This is a genomic window from Thiomicrospira microaerophila, from assembly GCF_023278225.1.
Lineage (GTDB): Bacteria > Pseudomonadota > Gammaproteobacteria > Thiomicrospirales > Thiomicrospiraceae > Thiomicrospira > Thiomicrospira microaerophila_A.
In genome coordinates this window covers 1,156,914-1,176,781 of record NZ_CP070959.1, presented here as the reverse complement: position 1 = coordinate 1,176,781, position 19,868 = coordinate 1,156,914, and the positions used below count along the sequence as shown (strand labels likewise).

At 44.6% G+C, this 19,868-nt stretch carries 23 protein-coding genes, 3 tRNA genes and 1 pseudogene; 20 read left to right on the top strand and 7 right to left on the bottom strand.

The window, feature by feature from the left end; genetic code table 11:
* The first annotated feature begins 94 nt into the window (after window positions 1-94).
* The 14 genes and pseudogenes from JX580_RS05690 (at window position 95) to JX580_RS05625 (ending at window position 9,141) form a co-directional block, all read left to right on the top strand.
* The gene (locus JX580_RS05690) at window positions 95-337 is read left to right on the top strand and encodes a DUF2281 domain-containing protein (protein WP_248851819.1); all 243 of its coding nucleotides are present in this window, start codon (window positions 95-97) and stop codon (window positions 335-337) included.
* Window positions 338-455: 118 nt separating this feature from the next.
* Window positions 456-668 carry a hypothetical protein gene (locus JX580_RS05685; RefSeq protein WP_248851818.1) on the top strand — a complete coding sequence of 71 codons (213 nt, stop codon included), beginning with the start codon at window positions 456-458 and terminating at the stop codon, window positions 666-668.
* Between the two features lie 31 nt (window positions 669-699).
* Window positions 700-1,002: a transposase gene (locus JX580_RS05680; RefSeq protein WP_248850925.1), complete on the top strand. Its 303-nt coding sequence runs from the start codon at window positions 700-702 to the stop codon at window positions 1,000-1,002.
* Window positions 963-1,934 (top strand): IS3 family transposase, encoded by a 972-nt coding sequence (locus tag JX580_RS05675; protein WP_349251699.1) that lies wholly within the window; start codon window positions 963-965, stop codon window positions 1,932-1,934. Before JX580_RS05680 ends, JX580_RS05675 begins: the two co-directional genes overlap by 40 nt.
* A gap of 36 nt (window positions 1,935-1,970) precedes the next feature.
* On the top strand, window positions 1,971-2,162 hold the full coding sequence (locus JX580_RS05670) for a hypothetical protein (protein WP_248851817.1): 192 nt from the start codon (window positions 1,971-1,973) through the stop codon (window positions 2,160-2,162).
* 279 nt (window positions 2,163-2,441) lie between these two features.
* Window positions 2,442-3,422 (top strand): capsule biosynthesis protein, encoded by a 981-nt coding sequence (locus tag JX580_RS05665; RefSeq protein WP_248851816.1) that lies wholly within the window; start codon window positions 2,442-2,444, stop codon window positions 3,420-3,422.
* A gap of 389 nt (window positions 3,423-3,811) precedes the next feature.
* Window positions 3,812-3,976, top strand: a complete 165-nt coding sequence (locus tag JX580_RS05660; RefSeq protein WP_248851815.1) for a hypothetical protein — start codon at window positions 3,812-3,814, stop codon at window positions 3,974-3,976.
* 74 nt (window positions 3,977-4,050) lie between these two features.
* The gene (locus JX580_RS05655; RefSeq protein WP_248851814.1) at window positions 4,051-4,431 is read left to right on the top strand and encodes a hypothetical protein; all 381 of its coding nucleotides are present in this window, start codon (window positions 4,051-4,053) and stop codon (window positions 4,429-4,431) included.
* 157 nt (window positions 4,432-4,588) lie between these two features.
* Entirely contained in the window at window positions 4,589-4,825 is a 237-nt protein-coding gene (locus JX580_RS05650; RefSeq protein WP_248851813.1) for a hypothetical protein, read from the top strand.
* A 66-nt stretch (window positions 4,826-4,891) separates the two neighbouring features.
* Window positions 4,892-5,407 carry an AAA family ATPase gene (locus JX580_RS05645; protein ID WP_248851812.1) on the top strand — a complete coding sequence of 172 codons (516 nt, stop codon included), beginning with the start codon at window positions 4,892-4,894 and terminating at the stop codon, window positions 5,405-5,407.
* Window positions 5,408-5,438: 31 nt separating this feature from the next.
* Window positions 5,439-5,741 (top strand): transposase, encoded by a 303-nt coding sequence (locus tag JX580_RS05640; RefSeq protein WP_248850925.1) that lies wholly within the window; start codon window positions 5,439-5,441, stop codon window positions 5,739-5,741.
* Window positions 5,702-6,673 (top strand): IS3 family transposase, encoded by a 972-nt coding sequence (locus tag JX580_RS05635; RefSeq protein ID WP_349251699.1) that lies wholly within the window; start codon window positions 5,702-5,704, stop codon window positions 6,671-6,673. Before JX580_RS05640 ends, JX580_RS05635 begins: the two co-directional genes overlap by 40 nt.
* Window positions 6,636-7,763, top strand: coding sequence for an AAA family ATPase (locus tag JX580_RS05630; protein WP_349251698.1), 1,128 nt, complete (start codon window positions 6,636-6,638; stop codon window positions 7,761-7,763). Before JX580_RS05635 ends, JX580_RS05630 begins: the two co-directional genes overlap by 38 nt.
* Before the next feature lie 214 nt (window positions 7,764-7,977).
* Window positions 7,978-9,141, top strand: a pseudogene (locus JX580_RS05625) (IS3 family transposase).
* Between the two features lie 122 nt (window positions 9,142-9,263).
* Here the strand turns inward: JX580_RS05625 and JX580_RS05620 are convergent.
* From JX580_RS05620 to JX580_RS05610, 3 genes are all read right to left on the bottom strand, one after another.
* Window positions 9,264-9,339 (bottom strand) — tRNA-His (locus tag JX580_RS05620).
* A gap of 20 nt (window positions 9,340-9,359) precedes the next feature.
* Window positions 9,360-9,436: transfer RNA gene (locus tag JX580_RS05615), tRNA-Arg, on the bottom strand.
* 48 nt (window positions 9,437-9,484) lie between these two features.
* Window positions 9,485-9,562 (bottom strand) — tRNA-Pro (locus JX580_RS05610).
* A gap of 170 nt (window positions 9,563-9,732) precedes the next feature.
* On the opposite strand from JX580_RS05610, the gene folD reads away from it, so the two are divergent.
* Window positions 9,733-10,578 (top strand): bifunctional methylenetetrahydrofolate dehydrogenase/methenyltetrahydrofolate cyclohydrolase FolD, encoded by an 846-nt coding sequence (folD, locus tag JX580_RS05605; RefSeq protein ID WP_248851810.1) that lies wholly within the window; start codon window positions 9,733-9,735, stop codon window positions 10,576-10,578.
* Between the two features lie 54 nt (window positions 10,579-10,632).
* On the opposite strand, the gene JX580_RS05600 is transcribed toward folD, so the two are convergent.
* From JX580_RS05600 to JX580_RS05585, 4 genes are all read right to left on the bottom strand, one after another.
* The gene (locus JX580_RS05600; RefSeq protein ID WP_248851809.1) at window positions 10,633-11,151 is read right to left on the bottom strand and encodes a DUF2062 domain-containing protein; all 519 of its coding nucleotides are present in this window, start codon (window positions 11,149-11,151) and stop codon (window positions 10,633-10,635) included.
* On the bottom strand, window positions 11,148-13,307 hold the full coding sequence (locus JX580_RS05595; protein ID WP_248851808.1) for a RelA/SpoT family protein: 2,160 nt from the start codon (window positions 13,305-13,307) through the stop codon (window positions 11,148-11,150). Before JX580_RS05595 ends, JX580_RS05600 begins: the two co-directional genes overlap by 4 nt.
* Before the next feature lie 86 nt (window positions 13,308-13,393).
* Complete coding sequence (rlmA, locus tag JX580_RS05590; protein WP_248851807.1) at window positions 13,394-14,215, bottom strand: 23S rRNA (guanine(745)-N(1))-methyltransferase; 822 nt, start codon at window positions 14,213-14,215, stop codon at window positions 13,394-13,396.
* 18 nt (window positions 14,216-14,233) lie between these two features.
* Window positions 14,234-14,518, bottom strand: coding sequence for a peptidylprolyl isomerase (locus JX580_RS05585; RefSeq protein WP_248851806.1), 285 nt, complete (start codon window positions 14,516-14,518; stop codon window positions 14,234-14,236).
* Window positions 14,519-14,768: 250 nt separating this feature from the next.
* Between JX580_RS05585 and cysM the strand changes: the two genes are divergently transcribed.
* The 5 genes from cysM to JX580_RS05560 are packed head-to-tail and all read left to right on the top strand — an operon-like array spanning window position 14,769 to window position 19,811.
* Window positions 14,769-15,662 (top strand): cysteine synthase CysM, encoded by an 894-nt coding sequence (gene cysM / locus JX580_RS05580; protein WP_248851805.1) that lies wholly within the window; start codon window positions 14,769-14,771, stop codon window positions 15,660-15,662.
* Window positions 15,663-15,664: 2 nt separating this feature from the next.
* Window positions 15,665-16,441 (top strand): 3'-5' exonuclease, encoded by a 777-nt coding sequence (locus tag JX580_RS05575; RefSeq protein WP_248851804.1) that lies wholly within the window; start codon window positions 15,665-15,667, stop codon window positions 16,439-16,441.
* Between the two features lie 15 nt (window positions 16,442-16,456).
* Window positions 16,457-16,954 (top strand): CYTH domain-containing protein, encoded by a 498-nt coding sequence (locus JX580_RS05570; protein ID WP_248851803.1) that lies wholly within the window; start codon window positions 16,457-16,459, stop codon window positions 16,952-16,954.
* Window positions 16,941-18,281 (top strand): TolC family outer membrane protein, encoded by a 1,341-nt coding sequence (locus JX580_RS05565; RefSeq protein WP_248851802.1) that lies wholly within the window; start codon window positions 16,941-16,943, stop codon window positions 18,279-18,281. The genes JX580_RS05570 and JX580_RS05565 overlap by 14 nt, the downstream gene beginning before the upstream one ends.
* 18 nt (window positions 18,282-18,299) lie before the next feature.
* Window positions 18,300-19,811, top strand: coding sequence for an ABC transporter substrate-binding protein (locus tag JX580_RS05560; protein ID WP_248851801.1), 1,512 nt, complete (start codon window positions 18,300-18,302; stop codon window positions 19,809-19,811).
* The last annotated feature ends 57 nt before the right edge of the window (window positions 19,812-19,868 follow it).

The window sequence follows — 19,868 nt, the reverse complement described above, 5'->3', positions numbered from 1 at the left end:
CGCCACGGCCTGACGGCCTCGCGATGACGGTATTTGAATTTTGAATGATTCGGTCTAGAATGGAATTCTTAGCAATGCGTTGGAGGGTTTAATCATGCAGGTGGCGATACAATTTTCTGACTTAGCGGCGAAAATCGAACGTTTGCCTCTTGAGCAACGTCAAGAGGTATTTGACTTTGTTTCGTTTCTTGAGGCACGTTATGTATCTTCTGTGAGCCAATTTTCAGGCTGGGGAGATGACGATTTTAAGTCAATGAGTGTTGAGCAAGCGATGTCAGGCCTGGGTGATGAGCCTGATTTGTATAGTGATGCCGATTTAAAGGAACATTGGCGATGAAGAGGGAGGGTCAAATCGCGTTAATGCCATTTCCTTATACCGATTTATCACAAAGTAAACGGCGCCCGGTGTTGTTGCTTAAAAACTCGATTCCACTCATGATGATTGGTTAGTTTGCATGGTTTCATCGCAGTTACATCAGTTCGTCCCGGAGTTGGATTGGAAGCTAACATCTGATGATCTTGAGTTCGGTGATACGGGGTTAAAGGTAGCAAGTGTGTTTCGCCTGTCGAGAGTTGCGGTGTTGGATGGGCGGCTTCTAATGGGTCAGTTGGGGCAAGTTTCTGACGTTTGGACTGGCTACAATCCTTCGTACACAAAGACACGTTAAAATGTGACTTAAATACAACGAATGGAAAACGATGATGAAACAACAAAAACGCTATGATGATCAACTCAAACAGCAAGCCATCGAAATGGCACTTGAAGGGTCAAAGCCGATTGCTCAAATAGCACGCGATCTCGACATCAAAGAAAACACCCTGTATGGCTGGGTTGATAAACACCGTCGCGCTAATCAAAATAAAGATTCAGTTCAGCCAACCGTTGAAAAAGCGGTTGATCTAGAAGCTGAAAATCGCCGGCTTAAACGCGAATTAAAAACGGCCTTGGAGGACGTTGAACTATTAAAAAAAGCGGCGGCGTACTTTGCGGTACACAAATAGCAAAGTACGCCTGGATTGATGCACATAAAGCCGATTCCAGTGCATGTCGTCTCTGTAGGCTGATAGGGGTTAAGCGAAGCAGCTACACCAGTTACATACGAACTCAGGCGCAACGTAAACAAAGACAAACAGAGCAGGACAGCGAGCAGACTCAACTAGATCAGCATATTACTGAAATGGTTGAACGCTATAGCCAAACGATTGGCGCACGGCGGATTAAGACCGCCCTCAAACGTGAGCATAAGCTGGAGGTTAGTCGCCGACGTATAATCGAACGGATGAAAGCTTTGGGGTTAAAAGTCATCACGCGCCAGCGTTATTGCAATCGCAATGTAGCGGCGATTGACGATGACCGGATTGCGGCCAATGCGCTCAAGCGTCAATTTAATGTCAAAGGTCCAAATCAAAAATGGGTCGCGGACATCAGCTACATTCGAACGCTTGAAGGCTGGCAATACCTCGCGGTGTTTATTGACCTGTATTCACGCCGTGTGGTCGGCTGGGCGATGGATAGCCGAATGGAGGCCCAACTGGTCAAAAGAGCGTTATTGAGAGCCTTGTGGAGCCGAAAACCCACACGCGGGCTGATTATCCACACCGACCAAGGCAGCCAGTTTGTAGCCAAGGCTTATCGCAACGTGCTCAAGCACTGGGGGATTAAACCCAGCATGAGCAGACGGGGTAATTGTTGGGATAACGCGGTAGTAGAAAGCTTTTTTGCCAGTTTGAAAAAGGAGCGCGTGTATCGCACCACCTACGCCACAGGCAAGCAGGCATTATATGACGTGTCTGATTATATTGGCTGGTACAACCACCAAAGAATGCACAGTACCAATGACAATTACTCGCCGGTAGAGTATGAAAATCAGTGGATCAGGGCGATGAAGGAACTAGATAAAAAATGGGCGTCTTTGTGTACGAAAAAGGGTTGACAGTCCAAACGTTTACAAGATTTGGAGGATCCGACGATGTTAGCCGAAAACGTTGAAAACTGGTTTGTGGAAGCAAGACAAGAAGGTCGGCAAGGAGGCATGCTTGAACAGGCCATTCAAATGATACGCGATTTTAATCTGCCAATCAAAAAAGTAGCTGATAAATATAAGCTGTCTGTGGATGAGTTTGTCCGTCGTCTTAATCAAGAGGGCTCGTCAAAGCACTAAACCTCTAATTCCTCTGACACCCAATGCATTTTTGGGGGGGGGCAGGTTGTGGATAGGTTTTAGCTGTTACATGGACGTTTGGTCGCAATGAATCACCAGACCTGGGTGGACGCGATTTTTGATTTTTTAAGCAATCCGGAAAAGTTATATGTTGATAAGACAAAAAAGAAGTTTATTGTGAATTGTTATTTTTATAAGTTTTCAGGGGTTCGGCGGTTCAAACTGGCGCATTTTTTTAAGCAGCCCAGTCTTTGTTCTAGTTTAAAGACAGTTAATTCCGTGGATGAGGCGCGATCTTTAGGTGTTAACCCTGGAGATACGCTGTATTTTTGGGGTAAAAAAATTGATCCGGCGCTTTTAGCTTGGGCGCAGGCGAATCAGATTGCGGTTAAGTTTGTTGAAGATGGGTTTATTCGTTCTTTAGGATTGGGTTCTGCCTTGTCTAAGCCGATTTCGTTGGTGATGGATTCACGCGGGATTTATTTTGATCCGACGGGGCCGAGTGATTTAGAGCATATTTTAAAGACCACGGAGTTCAGCGAGGAACTGCTTGAGCAGGCGGCTGTTTTGATTGATAAGATTCAGTCTGCGAATTTGACTAAGTATAACCATTTAAGTGATCAGATAGATTTAGGAATACGTGCGGCGGTAGGGCAGCGGGTTATTTTGGTACCGGGACAGGTGGACGATGACATGTCGGTGAAATTTGGTGCCTTTGGCTTGAATAACTTAAGTTTGCTCGAAAAGGTGCGCGAGGCTTGCCCGGATGCGTATATTATTTTTAAGCCGCACCCGGACGTATTGTCGAAAAATCGGCATGGTGATTTGCCTGATGATCAGGTTTTAGTATTCGCGGATCAGGTGATTAAGTATGCTGGTATCGGAGCTGTAATTGCGCAGGTCGATGAGGTGCATACCATGACATCTTTGGCCGGTTTTGATGCGTTGTTGCGTGGTAAGGTGGTGTTTTGTTATGGCTTACCTTTTTACGCAGGTTGGGGTTTGACAAATGATCTGCATTGCTGTGAAAGGCGAGGGCGTTGTTTGACTTTAGAAGCGTTGGTTGCAGCCGCATTGGTTTTATACCCGATTTATCTTAATCCTAAAACTAATCGTTTTTGTAGCGCGCTTGAGGCGTTAGATTATATGGCGGAGCAAAAGCAGTTATTAAGTCGGAGTTGGTTAAGGCGTTTTGTGATGCGGTTTAATGGTCTGGTTTTTCCAAGAATTCGTAACGTAGCGAAATCTATGATGGGTTAGATCTGTATTTTTAACCTACTTTTCCACGTATCGTCATCATCTGTGTTTTTGATTCTAAAAATAATTTGATATGGATGAAGTGCGGTCTTATTCAAACCTAGGCGGGGCAACTTGTTCAGGTTCTGCTCACTGCTACACATGGTCTAGTGTGCAAGAGGCAGCCATTCAATGTGGATATTTGCCGGTAAATCCGATTGGCGCATGCCGATCATTTTTGAACTCCATTCGCTAGTTTACTGCAGTTCTGACCAACAACGGGGGTACTGTTAAGATAGTCGTGGTCTTTTGGTTGAGCAAGATGGTAGTTGACTGGATGGTCGCTGTGAAGGTGATTATTAAAGCCCGACTATCTTTGAAACTGCTTTTCCCAATACACTACCCCAAAAATCATGCAACAGCTTAACCTTAATGAAAGCCTCGTTGACACCTTTTGCCAAGGCAAGCTGCTTAAAAGTTTTGGTGCGGCGATTGGCAACCCGACCGACCTCAATCAACACCGTCAGTACGCACGTGCTCATAAAGGGCAAGGTATGGCGAAACGGCTGTTTGCTTAGGCTGGTTATTACAGCCGATTAGATCAGCACGCCAAGGAGTCCGTCGTGAAACAGTTTATTGCCTTGTTCTTGGTGTGTTACCTTCTCTTGCTTTAGCCAGCAACAGTGTGATCAATCGGGTCGCCAGCGAAACCGCTCATCGGATGGTGCTGGAGCGTATTATGTACCCCGGTCCGCCTGTTTGGCATTACCATGGCATGCCAGAGGATATGCGCGACGCGGCTTATGCCGCCTATCCGTTTTCGGCTTGTTGGCCGATGCATGATAGCGAACACGCCGCTGCGTTCTCCACTTTTCCCAAACGGGCACGGCAAGCTTATCAATTAGAACTTAGGTTGGAGCAGGGCTTGAGCTTTTCCGCCAGAACTTACCTGACGCAAAAAATCCGTATGGCGAAGCAACGCCAATACGAACAAAACGATGTGTTGTTACCGATGCCGTGCATGGTGTCCTAGTCGATAACTTTGAGGTACGGTTGCTCAGAAGTCTTTTTGATACTGTGTTGCAAGAGGGGGATCTGGACGCTGTACAAATCGCTTGGAAACGGCTTATTCGGTTTGAGGCGGTCTATACACTGCGCATGGGCGTTTGTTCCCCAGTCTGCGCGAGTGGATGCAATTTGTTGATACTTTTGGTCTGGATCGCCAGCAAGCCAGTGTGCGGATGCAGGCTTCCGTGAAAAACTTGAGCATCAGTGCCCAGAGAATTATCAGCTTACGGGAGGGATTAAGCCAAGAACTGAACGCTTGGATGGCATCACCTCCAAGCGAAGAACTGACGCCTTTGTCCATGCAGTGGCGTGACTGTTTTCAGCGTCAAATAAATTGCTCAACATGGCAATGGCCTTGAAGCCTCTAACGCGCGTAATGTGTAATTTTGCTATACTTAACCAATAGCCTTAATTCGAGAACACCCATGACCCTGAAAAAACTGCCAATTGGTATTCAAACCTTTAGCGAAATCCGTGAAGAGGATTACGTCTATATCGACAAGACGGGGTTGGCGTATGAATTATTGCAAAGCTACAAGTATGTGTTTTTAAGCCGCCCGCGTCGATTCGGTAAATCGTTGTTTTTGGATACCCTGCGCAATATTTTTGAAGGCAATAAAGACTTGTTTGCAGGCCTGGCGATTGAAGACCGATGGGATTGGTCGGTATCTTATCCAGTGATACAAATTTCATTTGCTGAGGGCAAGCTTAAGTCTGTAAAAGACCTTGAAGATAAATTTGAAGAAATTTTTCTCCAAAATCAGCAGCGACTTGGCATTACCTGTCAATTTGACGCGCGAGATCGACGTTGCTTTAGCGAACTGATCCGCAAAGCTCACGCCAAGTACAATCAAAAAGTGGTGATACTGGTCGATGAATACGACAAACCGATTCTCGACAATTGGACTGGCTACAATCCTTCGTACACAAAGACACGTTAAAATGTGACTTAAATACAACGAATGGAAAACGATGATGAAACAACAAAAACGCTATGATGATCAACTCAAACAGCAAGCCATCGAAATGGCACTTGAAGGGTCAAAGCCGATTGCTCAAATAGCACGCGATCTCGACATCAAAGAAAACACCCTGTATGGCTGGGTTGATAAACACCGTCGCGCTAATCAAAATAAAGATTCAGTTCAGCCAACCGTTGAAAAAGCGGTTGATCTAGAAGCTGAAAATCGCCGGCTTAAACGCGAATTAAAAACGGCCTTGGAGGACGTTGAACTATTAAAAAAAGCGGCGGCGTACTTTGCGGTACACAAATAGCAAAGTACGCCTGGATTGATGCACATAAAGCCGATTCCAGTGCATGTCGTCTCTGTAGGCTGATAGGGGTTAAGCGAAGCAGCTACACCAGTTACATACGAACTCAGGCGCAACGTAAACAAAGACAAACAGAGCAGGACAGCGAGCAGACTCAACTAGATCAGCATATTACTGAAATGGTTGAACGCTATAGCCAAACGATTGGCGCACGGCGGATTAAGACCGCCCTCAAACGTGAGCATAAGCTGGAGGTTAGTCGCCGACGTATAATCGAACGGATGAAAGCTTTGGGGTTAAAAGTCATCACGCGCCAGCGTTATTGCAATCGCAATGTAGCGGCGATTGACGATGACCGGATTGCGGCCAATGCGCTCAAGCGTCAATTTAATGTCAAAGGTCCAAATCAAAAATGGGTCGCGGACATCAGCTACATTCGAACGCTTGAAGGCTGGCAATACCTCGCGGTGTTTATTGACCTGTATTCACGCCGTGTGGTCGGCTGGGCGATGGATAGCCGAATGGAGGCCCAACTGGTCAAAAGAGCGTTATTGAGAGCCTTGTGGAGCCGAAAACCCACACGCGGGCTGATTATCCACACCGACCAAGGCAGCCAGTTTGTAGCCAAGGCTTATCGCAACGTGCTCAAGCACTGGGGGATTAAACCCAGCATGAGCAGACGGGGTAATTGTTGGGATAACGCGGTAGTAGAAAGCTTTTTTGCCAGTTTGAAAAAGGAGCGCGTGTATCGCACCACCTACGCCACAGGCAAGCAGGCATTATATGACGTGTCTGATTATATTGGCTGGTACAACCACCAAAGAATGCACAGTACCAATGACAATTACTCGCCGGTAGAGTATGAAAATCAGTGGATCAGGGCGATGAAGGAACTAGATAAAAAATGGGCGTCTTTGTGTACGAAAAAGGGTTGACAGTCCAAATATCACCAACACCCAAGTCGCCCAACAAATCCGCGACGGTCTGGTCAACTTCTACAGCGTGATTAAAGGCAGTGACGAGTTTTTACGCTTTGCGTTTCTCACCGGCGTCAGCAAATTCACCAAAACCTCGATCTTTAGTGGCTTAAACAATATCACCGACATCTCGTTACAGCGCAAATTTGGCGACATTTGTGGCTACAGCCAGCAGGATGTAGAAACTACGTTTGCCCCTTATCTTGAAGGTGTCGATATGGATAAGGTCAAGGAATGGTACAACGGCTATAACTTTCTCGGCAGCCAGATGTACAACCCGTTTGACATCCTCAAGTTTATTGCCAATGAACACACCTTCAGAAACTACTGGTTTGAAAGCGGCACACCGACCTTTTTAATCGAACTGATTAAAAAGCAAAACTACTTCTTACCGAACCTGACCAACTTACGCGTCGATGAAAAACTGCTGAACAGTTTTGATATTGATAACCTGGATTTAGAAGTGATTCTGTATCAAAGCGGTTATCTCACCATTGACACCGTGCAAACCACCTTGTTTGACACGCTGGAATACACCCTAAAAATCCCCAACAAAGAAGTCAAGCAATCGCTCAACGACACGATTATTGATTTGTTGATTAAAGATAAACGCCCCATCCCCACCAAAACCCAGATCTACAAAAGTCTATTGGAAGCGGATATGGATGGGTTCAAGCAAGCCCTGACCAGCATGTTTGCCGGTATTCCCTACAGCAACTACACCCATAACGACATCAAAAACTACGAAGGTTTTTACGCCAGTGTGGTTTATGTGTATTTGCAAAGCTTGGGGTTGAATATCATTGGCGAAGACGTGACCAGCCAAGGCCGAATTGACCTAACCATTGTGATGGACCACGCGATTTACATTTTGGAGTTCAAAGTCGATCACCCGGATAAACCCAGCACCAACGCCATGCAACAAATCAAAGACAAAGGTTATGCCGACAAATACCAAAACGCGCAAAAACCGATTTACCTGATCGGTATTCATTTTGACCGTGCGCAGAAGAATATCGCGCGGTTTGAGTGGGCCTGCTTAGTCTAGATAAACGTTGTTAAAACGGCCTTTTCATTTTTTCACAAGTTTTTGATTCCCGACAAAATGCCTTCTCGCTTTTAAACTGAGATTGAGTTTTTTCAATCCATGTTAGGAGTGTGTAACGACTGTCCAAAAATTTAAACCTATCTTGTTTGATCTGGTCTAATAGCAATGGACACTTTTATAAGAGACAATAGATATTGTCGAGCTAGGAGTGATCATGACTGAAAAGAGAACTTATAAAACCTACAGCGATGAGTTTAAAAAAGAAGCCGTCGCTTTAGTGACTGAGCAAGGATATAGTGTAGCTGAAGCTGCTCAATCCTTAGGGGTTAGAACCAATTTGCTTTACAAGTGGAAAGACAAGCTAGAATCGCAAGCCAAAGGGATTGTGCTCGATCCAGATGAGCGAGCTGAACTTAAAAAGCTACGTGCTGAAAACAAGCGTTTAAAGGTCGAAAAAGAAATCTTAAAAAAAGCTTCGGCCCTTCTGGCACAAGACATCCTGTAGGTTTTAAACTCATGGAAAAACTGGTTCAGGAGGGCTTAGCAGTTAAGTCTGTCAGCAAGATGCTCAAGCTAAGCCGTTCAGGTTACTATGCTTGGAAAAAACAGCCTAAGAAAGGTATTACGCCCGAAGAACTCGAGCTACAAGGCATGGCCAAGCGGTTATTTAAAGACAGTCGGCAAAGTCTTGGCTCACGTGAGCTCGCTAAAGCCCTACAAAAAAACGGTTTTCCAATTCAGTCGTGAAAAAACGCGTCGACTAATGAAAACACCAGGCTTGGTTGTGACGCAGCGACGGGCCTACAAGGTTACAACAAAACGAAACCTTACACATCGTGTGGCAGAAAACCTGATTAAGATGGACTTTAATCCCACTAGGATTAATCAAGTTTGGGCGGGTGACATCACCTACTTAAAGACCCCTCAAGGTTGGTTGTACTTGAGTATTGTGATGGATCTTTACTCACGCCGTATTATTGGCTGGGCGCTCAGTGAGCGCATGACGGTGGAGTTGGTCATGAAATCGTTACAGCAAGCCTATTGGCTACGTGGACACCCTAAAGGCGTGATTTTTCACAGCGACCGAGGTTCACAATACACCAGCAAGCGTTTTGCGAGATTGTTAGCTAAACAGAAAATGCGTGCGTTGATGGGTGATGTGGGTGCCTGTTGGGATAATGCGGTCGTAGAACGTTTTTTTGGTAGTCTCAAGCATGATTGGCTATTTAAAGTGCATCGCGCCAGCGCTGAAAGCATGAAACAGGATGTAGCGAGTTACATGCGCTACTACAACTTAATTAGGCTTCATAGTTCTAATGGTGGTTTATCGCCCATTGACTATGAAAATTGTAAAAAAGATGTGTCCAAAAAAGCTTGACCAGAACATTTATTTTTTTATGTAATAGTAGAGACGAATCAGAAAGAAATAGTTTGAAATGAATTGAGATATTTGTAGATTGACGGCTTTTACTGAATGTAAGTGTTTGAATTTGAAGAAAATGGGGTGGCCGACGGGGATCGAACCCGCGACAACAGGAATCACAATCCTGGGCTCTACCAACTGAGCTACGGTCACCATAATTTGCGGCGTTTAAATGGTACGCCCAGCAGGACTCGAACCTGCAACCCTCGCCTTAGAAGGGCGATGCTCTATCCAGTTGAGCTATGGGCGCTCATTCGAACCTTTGAACGACTTAACGTTTAAAACGCTAAGTTGAATTTGGTCGGAGTGGAGGGATTCGAACCCCCGACCACCTGTACCCAAAACAGGTGCGCTAGCCAGGCTGCGCTACACTCCGATGGCACTTGCTACGTGACTGATTTGTGTCGTACGTTTCAAGATGCGCGTATTGTATAGGCCTATTCAGGGTCTGTCAACAAGGTTTAACAGTATTTTTATAATAAATTTTTTAGAGTAAATCGGGTATCATAAACAGGGTTGATTTTTAAGAATTAAATGGATGAAGTTATGTCAGCAAAAATTTTAGATGGCAAGGCGATCGCTGCCGAATTACGCACTCAAATCAAGCAGGAAGTCGCTGAGATTATCGCTCAAGGTAAGACAAGACCAGGCCTGGCGGTTATTTTGGTTGGGGAGAACCCCGCGTCACAGGTTTATGTGCGTAACAAGAAAAATGCTTGCAAAGAAGTTGGGTTTAATGATTTTGCTTATGATTTACCTGCGACGACGCCTCAGGATGAATTGTTGTCTTTAATTGATGAATTGAACCAGCGTGATGACGTGCATGGCATTCTTGTTCAGCTTCCTTTGCCGGATCATATTAATGCTGAGACGGTTATAGAGCGTATTAGTCCTTTAAAGGATGTGGATGGATTTCACCCTTATAATGTCGGTCGTTTAGCAACACGTATGACGAACCTGGCACCTTGTACCCCTCATGGCGTGATGACTATGTTGTCTAAAACCGGTGTGGCATTACGTGGTTTAAATGCGGTGGTTGTCGGAGCTTCTAATATTGTGGGTATTCCTATGGCATTGGAGTTGTTGAATGTGCGGGCAACGGTCACCGTCTGTCACAGTGCAACCAAAGACTTGCCCCAGAAGGTCGCTGAAGCAGATTTAGTTGTAGTAGGGGTCGGAATTCCTAATATGGTTAAGGGCGAATGGATTAAGCCGGGTGCGGTTGTAATTGATGTTGGGATTAATCGACTGGATGATGGTCGTTTGTGTGGTGATGTCGAATTTGATCAAGCTAAGGAACGTGCCAGTTGGATTACGCCTGTACCCGGTGGTGTTGGACCTATGACGATCGCTACCTTGTTGCAAAATACGTTACAAGTTGCAAAATCTTAACGTTTGACTCTATCCGCACCTTAATCCTTAAGGTTCGGATAGGATAGTCTGTTGTTAATCGGCTGTTTTTTTGATGTTGTTTTTGTTGAAGTGAGGTATCGGGATAAAGCGGATTATGATATATAAGCCAACTCCTACTAAGGTGCCCATGAATATATTGCCAAACCATAGGGGTAACCATATTTGTGGGAACACTTCTGTCATCCAGCCTAAAACCCCTAATCCTTCAGTCACTTCAATATTGCGCAGCGTTGGCATGTCGAGTATTTTGGCGCCAACTAGGTAGCCAAACGTCCATATAGGCCACATGGTTACCGGATTGGTGATCCAAGCCAGTGCCACAGAAAACGGAATATTGGCCTTTGCATAGTAGGCAATAATTGCGGCAAGCGGCATTTGTAAAGGTACAGGGATAAATGCGCAAAATGCTCCGACAAAGCCAGCTTTTGCAAAGGTATTGCGGTCACCTCGCCAAAGATCTTTATTCTTCAGCCCAGGAAACTTTTTATTTAACCATTGACTGTATTTAATTGCGCGAATACCGCGCAAAATGCTGAGTTTAACCGACCTCATGAATCATCCTTAGCTTGTTCTAGGCTTACCTCTTCTACATTGGGTAAGGCCTCAATTTGGTCTAGAAGCGCACTCAAATCTGTTTGAGACGAAACCTCCAAGTCCAGTTCCATTTCTACGGTTCTATCCTGGCGTTGCGTAACGGTATTTGATCGAACTAAGTTTACATCTAAATCAGTCAGTTTGCTCATAATATCGCGCAATAACCCTTTGCGATCGAATGCAAGAATGTGCATGGTCATTAGGTAGAGTTCTGTAACTGGTTCGTTAGTTTTGCCCCATTTAACTTCGATCAGTCTTTGTCTATCCGGGTTGCTGAGATTGAGAATATTAGCACAATCTGAGGTATGAACGGTCACCCCGCGGCCACGAGTAACAAAGCCGATGATTTGGTCATCGGGTTTAGGGCAGCAGCAGGGCGCAAGATGGGTTTTAAGTAGTGGAGCTCCAACAACATAAGCTTGATCTTCTGCCAGTTGAATGGTGAGTTCAGGCGCGGGCGCTTTAAGGGTGGGCTTGGTTCTTTTAGGTTGAATTATTTTTTGTAATGCGCTTATGAGCTGGCGTTCATTGAGCTGTCCTTTGCCCAGTGCTTCAAAAAAGTCTTTTTCTTGGTCATAAAAAAAGTATTTGGCTACGTCTTTGGCTTTCAAGTCTTGAACATGCAGCCGTTTTATTTCTCTTTGATATAGCTGCTCGCCAGATTCAATGTTTAGGTGACGATCCCTTTTGTTAAACCAATGTTTAATGCGAGTGCGAGCGCGGCTGGTTTTAAGATAACCAAGGTTTGGGTTTAGCCAGTTACGATTCGGTTCGCCATTTTTGATAGCGAGGATTTCAATGCGGTCGCCGGTATCAAGTGCCTTGGTTAGTGAGATGATGCGCCCATTTAGTTTGGCGCCACGGCAACTATGGCCTAGATCCGAATGAATGGCATAGGCAAAGTCGAGTGCGGTCGCTCCTTGCGGGAGTGTAATAATTTGATTTTTTGGTGTTAGAACATAGATGTTTTTACTTTGAAGCTCGGTACTAATTTCATTAAAAACTTCAGAATCGGTTCTGTTTTCAAGTAGTTGGCGCATATTGCTAATGCTGGCTTCGAGGTTGGCGTCATAGCCTTTTCCACCTTCTTTGTATTTCCAATGTGCGGCAATACCGTGCTCTGCATGATCATGCATCTCGTAGGTGCGAATTTGTATTTCAACCGTTTTCCCTTGTGGACCGATCACGACGGTATGTATAGATTGATAGCCATTTTCTTTAGGGGTGGTGACATAATCGTCGTACTCTGAACGGATAAAGTTCCATTGGCTATGGACTAAGCTTAGTACGCGATAACATTCGCTAACTTGTTTAACATATACCCGCACTGCACGAAGGTCGTAGAGCTCATCCATCGTAAGCTTTTTCTTCGACATTTTTTTCCAAATGCTGTAAATGTGTTTTGGACGTCCGCTTACTTCAGCATAGATGCCTTCATCGATTAAGATAGATTGGAGCTGCGCAGTAAAAGAGCGAATATAGCTTTCACGTTCTGTTCGTTTATCAGCTAGTTGGTGTGCAATCGATTTATAGGTTTCAGGTTCTAGAAAACGAAATGACAGGTCTTCAAGCTCCCATTTGAGCTGTGCCATGCCGAGTCGGTTGGCAAGAGGCGCAAAAATGAGTTGTGTTTCTTCGGCAATTTGGCGGCGGGTCGTTTCGTCTTCGTACTTTAAATGGCGTAACCTAGCTACACGGTAACCGAGCTTAACCACCATAATACGAATATCAGAGGTCATTGCGAGCAACATTTGGCGAAGCCGTTCAGTTTGAACCTGGTCGGAATGGGTGGTGGGGTCAAATTCTTTAAAGTTATTAAGACGTCTAATACCTTCAACTAATTTTGCGATATTACTGCCAAAACTCGCTTCGAGTTTTTCTACCGGATAGAAGGGTTCTAGGTTGAGGTCGCTAATCAGGGTTGCGATTAAGGTGTTATCATCAAGATTAAGAGGAAGAAGTGCATTGATCGCTTCAATACTTGAAATAATTCGACGATTAGGCAATGCATCTGCTTCTAAAGCAAGTCTGCAGGCCTGGATAAGACTTTCTGGCAGTTGGTCTGGATCACGCTTTGGAAATATTTTTTGTGCAAGCTGGTATGCGCTAGTCATGAAATAGATTCATCTTAATAAATATGCGCTTATGCTAACAGATTTTTTATTGTTTCTCTAATAACCAGGCCTGGTTATTGATGAAACTATTGTGGTAATTTTTGATGAAGGTGAATTAAAAAATCAGCTTGAACTAATTCAATAGTTTGACTTAGTTGGGGTTTTTGTTCGTTGTTTAGTTTCCAACCGAAGGGGGTCATGTTTATTAGGTTTAGCAGATCACGATCCGATTGAAATTGCATCGGATAGCTTAAGGCTTGTTGCGCCAGGCTTTTAAAGCCATCTAGCGGAGCCGTTTGTTCGTCATGTAGGCGGGGTGTTTTATAGATAGCCTGTTTTAGTTCAAATAGGTGTTTAGCACCAGGTTGAACAGTGAGCAGATATCCGCCGGGTTTAATAACTCGAAGCAACTCATTCATTTCTGAGGGAGCATAAATTCGGGTCACCAGATCAAACATATTTTCAAAAAAGGGAAGTTTGTAGGCACTGGCTACACTAAATTGAATTGAGTTATCACGTTTTGCCGCATAACGTATTGCGGTTTTTGATATGTCAAGGCCCCAAAAATGAGGGTTAGCATTGGTTGTTTGGCTCAATATTTTGTTTAGGGCTTCAGTGTAGTAACCTTCACCACATCCAAGATCAAGCAAGAGTGCATTTGTTGGAAGTAACGGCTGTAAAATTTGAGCGAGTTTCTCAACCAAGGGGTAATAAAACCCCTGGTTGAGAAAATCTCGCCTTGCCTGCATCATTTCCGCATTATCACCCGGGTTTGAAGAGCGTTTGTTTTGCACCGGTAGCAGATTAACATAGCCTTCTTTGGCAATGTCAAAACTGTGAAGCTGCTGACAAACCCATTGCTGTGATTGGCGTACCAGAGGTTGTTGACAGAGGGGGCAGGCGTACATATTTTCGTAAAAAATAGGTTATTCGGTGCGCGAGGTCACTTCAAGCAGGTGATAACCAAATTGGGTTTGCACAGGCCCTTGAACGGTATTTACAGGCGCACTGAATACAACCTTGTCAAATTCCGGTACCATCATTCCTGGACCAAATTCTCCAAGCTCACCGCCTTGCGCTGAGGATGGGCAAGATGAGTGTTTTTTAGCGATTTCTGCGAAATCGGCTCCATTTTCAATTTGTTGTTTAAGTTCTAAACATTCGGCTTCAGTGTCAACGAGTAGATGACGAGCGGTTGCGCGTTTTGCCATGGGATTTTCCTTTTATTAGGTTTAAAAAAGGCACATGGTAACCGCAAAGCGAATTTTTACCAAATTTTAGCGTATAAGACCCATGCTTAGCTATTTCACAGATTTTATTTAAACTGCATTTTCTAGACCATAAAAGCTATTAGCAGGCCTGGTTATTTGGTTAAATTCTAACAAGCTGGTTTAATCCGTTGGGTTTTATCCTCTATAATGACTAAATTAGATTTTGTATAGTCAAAAGAGAAGAACACGCATGTTTAAAACCCTTATGGATACCGTTGGCAATACGCCCTTAGTTCAGTTACAACGCTTGGTTAATGTTGAAACAGGTTCTGTTGTGCTTGTTAAACTTGAAGGTAATAATCCGGCGGGTTCGGTCAAAGATAGACCCGCATTGAATATGATTTTGCAGGCGCAGAAGCGTGGCGAAATCAAGCCCGGTGATACCCTGATCGAAGCGACGAGTGGTAATACCGGGATTGCGTTGGCGATGGCTGCTGCGATGCTGGGGTATAAGATGATTTTATTAATGCCGGATAATATGAGTATTGAGCGTCGTGCTTCTATGGCGGCTTATGGTGCCAAGCTTATTCTGGTGACTCAGGCTGAGGGGATGGAAGGTGCCAGAGATAAAGCACTGGCGATGCAAGCTGCAGGTGAGGGTGTGGTTTTGAACCAGTTTGCAAACCCTGATAATCCTTTGGCTCATTTTCAAACTACCGGCCCTGAGATTTGGCGTGATACCGAAGGTAAACTGACACATTTTGTCAGTTCGATGGGAACCACGGGTACGATTATGGGCACGTCTATGTTTTTAAAGCAGCAAAATCCTGCGATTCAAATCGTCGGGGTTCAACCTTCAGAAGGGGCGTCTATCCCAGGTATTCGTCGTTGGCCTATTGAGTACTTGCCTGAAATTTATGACCCTAAGCGGGTGGATAGAATTATTGACGTTGATCAAGTAACCGCCGAAACCATAACGCGTCGATTAGCGGTTGAGGAGGGCATTTTTGCCGGCATTTCTTCCGGTGGCGCTACGGCGGCGGCTTTGCAATTAGCCGCCGAGGTTGATAATGCACTTATTGTTTCGATTATTTGTGATCGAGGTGATCGTTATTTATCAACTAATGTGTTTCCGGTGGGTTGAGTATGCAGCCAGCTTTGATTTTTGATATTGAAACCGTCCCGGATATCGAAGCGGCGCGCCGAGTTTTTGGTTTTGAATCCTTGCCTGACGAGGAACTGCTTAAGGCCATACAACTTAAGCGACGCATTGAAACGGGGGGCGATTTTCAAAAGCATTTTTTACATAAGATCGTGGCGATTTCTGCGGTATTAAAAACCGATAAAATGTTAAAAATTTGGTCGATTGGGGATGTAGAATCGGATGAGAAAAATTTAATCGAGCGATTTTTTGAAGGGATTGAGCGTTTTGAGCCTACCTTGGTAACTTGGAATGGCGGTGGGTTTGATTTACCTGTTTTGCATTATCGCGCTTTATTACATGGGATAAGCGCTCGAACCTATTGGGATATGGGCGATTTTAATCGTGATCGTAAATGGAATAACTATATCAGCCGTTATCAGTTTGCGCATATTGACCTGATGGATGTGATGGCCGGATACCAGCCGCGCGCAGTCGCGAAGCTTGATGAAATTGCATTGCTACTCGGCCTTCCGGGTAAGATGGGACTGAGCGGAGCAGGGGTGCTGGATCAGTACTTGGCCGGAGACATTAAAGGAATTCGAGATTATTGCGAGTTGGACGTCATCAATACTTATCTGGTTTACCTGCGTTTTCAGCTTATGCGTGGTTGGTTGACCCCTCTACAATATCAAGCCCACTGCGATGAATTATCCATTACCCTTAATAATCCTAATCAACCCCATTGGCAAGCCTATCACCAGGCCTGGTTAAACAGCTAAGAGACACTTTAAATAATGGCACGAGAAATTGAACGAAAATTTTTGTTAAAAAATGATCTATGGCGTCAACAGGTATCTAAAAAGACCCTTTTTATTCAAGGCTATCTTAACCAGATTGAGGAAAATTCAAGCAAGAGTTCGGTGCGCATTCGGATTGAGGGCGAGCAAGCTAATATCAATATCAAGAGTTTAGAGATTGGATTAAGTCGTGATGAATATGAATACCCAATCCCAGTCGATGAAGCCCAAAATATGCTTAAAAAACTTGCAGTTGGACCTATTATTGAGAAAGTACGTTATCTTGTTGAGTTAGAAGATGTTACTTGGGAAATTGATGAGTTTTTTGGTGATAACGAGGGTTTGGTTATTGCAGAAGTTGAGCTGGAAACTGAGGATCAAACACTGACCCTTGAGGACTGGGTTGGCAGAGAAGTTACAGATGACGTAAAGTATTACAATATTAGTTTAAGCAAATATCCCTTTAAGGATTGGTCTGACGATGAAAAAAATTAATTCAATTTGTTATTTGAACGTAATGCGTTCAACTTCGCTGGTTTCAGTTGCGATCGCTGCTAGCATCTCATTCGCCAGCTTCGTTGCGCAAGCAAAAGCACCAGGCCTGGTAGACGTTTATCAAATGTCCGTTCTGCATGATGCGAAATTGGCTCAGGCGCGTGCCAGCTTTGATGCCGATCGTGAAGTGATTACCCAGGCAAGGTCTTTACTGTTACCTACGGTGAACGCTTCAGCCGTTTATTCTCATCCTGATTTAAGAGAGTCCTCCTCTCGACAAGTATTGGAAGCGGAAGTTAATCAAGCCGTTTTTAATCGTGAGGCCTTTAGTCGTTATGATCAAGCACAACTGATGGTTGAAAGCGCCGAGATTAACTTTCAACTGGCGCAACAAGACTTGATGATGCGAGTTTCTTCAGCCTATTTTGATGTATTGCTTGCTGAGCAAAAATTGACTTTAGCCAAGTCTAAAATGGAAGCCGATAAAATTTTATGGGAGCGCGCTCAGGCTTCAGCAGAAGTGGGGCTGGCCAGTCGTACTGATGTGCTGCAAGCACGCTCTGCTTATGATATTACCTTGTCAAACCTCATTAGTGCAGAAAACGACTTAGACATTGCTTATGAGAGCCTTTCAAGGTTAACGGGGCAATCTCTGAGCCATGTAAGGCAATTAATGCTGGATGTGTCGATAAAAGAACCGGCTTTAAACAGGGCTTTGTTAGAAAGTCAGGCTAAAACAGAAAATCTTTTAGTACGTCTTGCAAAACAACAGCAACGTATCGCGAATGAAGAAATCGAGGCTAAAAAATCTGCCCAATGGGTTAATGTTAACTTACGTGCTGCCCATAGCTACACTCATTGTAGTGGTGATCAGTTTGGCTGTAATGATGGCAATAACACTTCATTAAGCTTGATGGCTTCGGTACCGCTATACACAGGCGGACGAATTCATTCTCAAGTTGACGAAGCCCGTTTCAAAAACCAGGCGTCTTTGGAAGCTTTACGTGACGCACAAGAGCAGGCGCGTTTAAACATTCGTGTTCAGGTTAGAAATATGGAGCGAGGTTACGCACTGGTCGGTGCTTTGCGTGAGGCGGTAAAGTCGGGTGAGGCATTTTTAGAAGCGGCAGAAGAAGGTTACCGAGTCGGCTTGCGTAATATGATTGATGTAGTAACGGCGCGCGCCAATTTATTTGATGCGCAAAGTAATCTGGCGGCAGCTTTGCATAATCTATTGCTTACGCAATTGCAATTGCAAAGTACCCTCGGGCGCTTGAGTGTCGATGATTTGCGCGAGTTGGATCTATTGCTGACGGCTTCAAAATAAATATACGTTAACACAAGTATGGTGCAGCCTTTTACAAGACGTTCGTTTTTTAAACTCGGAGCAGGCGGGGTTGTTCTACCCGCTTTGTTATCTGGCTGTCAATCTGTTGACTATTCACAAGCTATTTTGGTCGGGGTTACCTCTAGACCGAGGATGCTTGACCCACGCCGCGCGACAGACGCCCTATCCAGTCGTGTTAATCGTTTAATATATCATCAGCTTATCGACTTTAACGAAGCTTCTGAGCCGATTGCTGATTTAGCTGACTGGCAACAATTGTCGGCTAAACACTATCGTTTTACCCTGCAAAAAACCCCGATTTTCCATCACGGCAAACCCTTGGTTGCCGAGGATGTGGCGGCGACCTATCAATCGGTTTTAGACACTGAGTTTGGTTCGCCTCATCGTGGCACACTTAACCATATAGAAAAAATTGAAGTCATCAATACTAATCAAGTCGATTTTTTCTTGTCGAAAGAAGATGCTTTATTTGTTGGGCGACTGACACTCGGCATTTTGCCGGCTGACCTGATTGCTCAACAACACAACTTCGCTGCCAAGCCGATAGGTTCTGGTGCGGCACGATTTGTCAGTTTAAATGAGCAACGCTTGATATTGTTGAGGCCGGATCAGGTGGAGTTGCATTTTGTTGTGGTTAAAGACCCAATGGTTCGCGTGCTAAAGCTTAAAAAAGGCGAGTTGGATTGTGTGCAAAATGATTTGTCACCAGAGTTGGTAAATTATTGCACTCGGCAACCGGAATTTAATGTCAGTTGGCAAAAGGGGACGAATTACGCTTATATTGGCTTTAACTTAGAAGATCCCTGGTTAGCTCAACCTGCATTACGCCAAGCAATTGCACAGGGCATTGATCGCCAGCAGGTGATTGATGCCATGTTTCAAGGACAGGCACGCTTGGCAGGGGGGTTATTGCCTCCAGAACACTGGGCCGGTAATCCAAGTTTAACAGGCTGGTCTTCTAACCCAGATAAGGCAATTGATTTATTGAAGAAGTTGGATAGACCCCTAGCGCAGAGAAATCAGCCTATTCGTTTGAGCTTTAAAACCTCCAGTGATCCAACGCGAATTCGTCTAGCGACACTTTATCAAGCCCAGTTAAAGCCCTTAGGTATTGATTTACAGGTACAGAGTTATGATTGGGGTACCTTTTACAACGATATAGTGCAGGGCCGTTTTCAGTTGTTTAGCTTAGCCTGGGTCGGGATCAAAAGTCCGGATATTTTTCAATATGTTTTTGCCAGTGACGCAATGCCGCCTAAGGGGGCTAATCGTGGGCGTTATCAGAGTCAGCAAGCAGATCAGTTGATTAAATTGGCAGGGCAGACGCAAGACTTGGAAGAGCAAGCGACACTTTATCGTCAGTTACAAGCGCATTTACAAGCTGAATTACCGATTATGCCCTTGTGGTTTGAAAATCAATACGCGGTGGTGCGCAAAAATTTGTTAGGTTATCAATTGTTTGCTGATGGTCGTCTCGATTCGCTTTTAACGGTTATTAAAAAAGTTTAAATTTTTTATTAAAATTGCTTGACGATCTCGCTCAAGCCACTATAATACGCATCCATC

Bases quoted from the DNA above. Each gene is read 5' to 3' on its own strand.
- JX580_RS05690 (WP_248851819.1), top strand. From the start codon at position 95: ATGCAGGTGGCGATACAATTTTCTGACTTAGCGGCGAAAATCGAACGT.
- JX580_RS05685 (WP_248851818.1), top strand. From the start codon at position 456: ATGGTTTCATCGCAGTTACATCAGTTCGTCCCGGAGTTGGATTGGAAG.
- JX580_RS05680 (WP_248850925.1), top strand. From the start codon at position 700: ATGATGAAACAACAAAAACGCTATGATGATCAACTCAAACAGCAAGCC.
- JX580_RS05670 (WP_248851817.1), top strand. From the start codon at position 1,971: ATGTTAGCCGAAAACGTTGAAAACTGGTTTGTGGAAGCAAGACAAGAA.
- JX580_RS05660 (WP_248851815.1), top strand. From the start codon at position 3,812: ATGCAACAGCTTAACCTTAATGAAAGCCTCGTTGACACCTTTTGCCAA.
- JX580_RS05650 (WP_248851813.1), top strand. From the start codon at position 4,589: ATGCAATTTGTTGATACTTTTGGTCTGGATCGCCAGCAAGCCAGTGTG.
- JX580_RS05645 (WP_248851812.1), top strand. From the start codon at position 4,892: ATGACCCTGAAAAAACTGCCAATTGGTATTCAAACCTTTAGCGAAATC.
- JX580_RS05640 (WP_248850925.1), top strand. From the start codon at position 5,439: ATGATGAAACAACAAAAACGCTATGATGATCAACTCAAACAGCAAGCC.
- folD (WP_248851810.1), top strand. From the start codon at position 9,733: ATGTCAGCAAAAATTTTAGATGGCAAGGCGATCGCTGCCGAATTACGC.
- JX580_RS05600 (WP_248851809.1), bottom strand. From the start codon at position 11,151: ATGAGGTCGGTTAAACTCAGCATTTTGCGCGGTATTCGCGCAATTAAA.
- JX580_RS05595 (WP_248851808.1), bottom strand. From the start codon at position 13,307: ATGACTAGCGCATACCAGCTTGCACAAAAAATATTTCCAAAGCGTGAT.
- rlmA (WP_248851807.1), bottom strand. From the start codon at position 14,215: ATGTACGCCTGCCCCCTCTGTCAACAACCTCTGGTACGCCAATCACAG.
- JX580_RS05585 (WP_248851806.1), bottom strand. From the start codon at position 14,518: ATGGCAAAACGCGCAACCGCTCGTCATCTACTCGTTGACACTGAAGCC.
- cysM (WP_248851805.1), top strand. From the start codon at position 14,769: ATGTTTAAAACCCTTATGGATACCGTTGGCAATACGCCCTTAGTTCAG.
- JX580_RS05575 (WP_248851804.1), top strand. From the start codon at position 15,665: ATGCAGCCAGCTTTGATTTTTGATATTGAAACCGTCCCGGATATCGAA.
- JX580_RS05570 (WP_248851803.1), top strand. From the start codon at position 16,457: ATGGCACGAGAAATTGAACGAAAATTTTTGTTAAAAAATGATCTATGG.
- JX580_RS05565 (WP_248851802.1), top strand. From the start codon at position 16,941: ATGAAAAAAATTAATTCAATTTGTTATTTGAACGTAATGCGTTCAACT.
- JX580_RS05560 (WP_248851801.1), top strand. From the start codon at position 18,300: ATGGTGCAGCCTTTTACAAGACGTTCGTTTTTTAAACTCGGAGCAGGC.